At 66.3% G+C, this 1,472-nt stretch carries 1 protein-coding gene; it reads left to right on the top strand.

The features are described from left to right. The first annotated feature begins 230 nt into the window (after positions 1–230). A complete protein-coding gene (locus IEX22_RS15265; RefSeq protein WP_188669254.1) occupies positions 231–1,457 on the top strand; it encodes an IS110 family RNA-guided transposase in 1,227 nt (408 codons plus the stop codon). Positions 1,458–1,472 lie beyond the last annotated feature (15 nt).

Here is a 1,472-nt window from a genome sequence, read left to right as displayed (position 1 = left end):
TCGTCAATAGCGGGCTGGGGCCTTGCGGCCCGCGTGGAGCGGGAGAAACATGTGGGTTGGGTCGCCTGTCGACGTCGGACATCCATGGTGCCAGGGAGCCCGTTCAATAGCGTGGCGTGGGAGCCTCTGGGCACATGGAACTGCTGCTTCGAGCGCGTACCTCAGATTCCTTCTTGGTGGGGTTCCCCGGGTGATTCCTCGTGGGGGCCGGTGAGAGGGAAGGCAACGTGATGGAGACGTTGGTCGAGCGGTGCGCGGGATTGGACGTGCACAAGGACACGGTGGTCGCGTGCGTGCGGGTCACCACCGGTGGTGACGTGGTCGAGAAGCTGCACACGTTCGGGACGACCACCTCGGAGCTGCTCGCGTTGGCCGACTGGTTGGCGCAGTGGAAGGTGACGTTGGTGGCGATGGAAGCGACCGGGGTCTACTGGAAGCCGGTGTATTACGTGCTGGAGGACCGGTTCGGTTGCTGGCTGCTCAACGCCCGGCACATGCACAACGTGCCCGGACGCAAGACCGACGCGGCGGACGCGGCGTGGATCGCGGAGTTGACCGCTCACGGGCTGGTGACGGCCTCGTTCGTGCCGCCGGAACCGATCCGGCAGCTGCGGAATCTGACCCGGTACCGGAAGGCGCAGATCGACGAACGGGGCCGTGAAGCGCAGCGACTGGACAAGGTCCTGCAGGATGCGGGGATCAAGTTGTCCTCCGTCGCCAGCGACATCCTCGGCGTCTCGGGGCGGGCGATGCTGAGGGGACTGGTCGAGGGCACTCGTGACCCCGAGGTGCTCTCCGAGTTGGCGCGGACCAGTCTGCGGAAGAAGATCCCCGCGTTGCGGGAGGCGTTGACCGGACGGTTCAGCGACCATCACGCCCTGATCGTCGGGGAGATCCTGGCCAAACTGGATTACCTCGACGAGGCCATCGGCCGCCTCTCGGAGGAGATCGACCGGGTGATCACCCCTTTCGCCCATCAGCGTGACCTGCTGACCACCGCCGTCGGTGTCGATCGCCGCACCGCCGAGGGGTTGATCGCTGAGATCGGGGTCAACATGAGCGTGTTCGGCTCCGCCGGACGGCTCGCGTCCTGGGCCGGGCGCTGCCCGGGCCAGTACGAGTCCGCCGGCAAGTCCCGGTCGGGCCGGACCCGGAAGGGCAACAAGTGGTTGACGACCTACCTGCACGACGCGGCGATGGCAGCGTCCCGCTCGAAGAACACCTACGCCAACGCCCAATTCCACCGCATCGCCAGCAGACGCGGATACGCGAAGGCCATCGGCGCTCTCGAGCACTCCCTGCTGGTCGCCGTCTACTACATGATCGACCGGGACCAGCCCTACCGCGAACTCGGGGCCGACTACTTCACCCGACGCCGGCCAGGACAACGCGCCCAACACCTCGTCCACGAATTGACCGCACTGGGATACCTCGTCACCACCCCCGCCACCACCTAAGTTTCACCTCAGATG

This window comes from Tersicoccus solisilvae (assembly GCF_014643255.1).
GTDB classification, from domain to species: domain Bacteria; phylum Actinomycetota; class Actinomycetes; order Actinomycetales; family Micrococcaceae; genus Tersicoccus; species Tersicoccus solisilvae.
Note: the sequence above shows the minus strand (reverse complement) of the source record. Positions and strands in the feature narration are given on the sequence as shown.

Coding starts and splice junctions, on each gene's coding strand:
- IEX22_RS15265 (WP_188669254.1), top strand. CDS start 231: ATGGAGACGTTGGTCGAGCGGTGCGCGGGATTGGACGTGCACAAGGAC.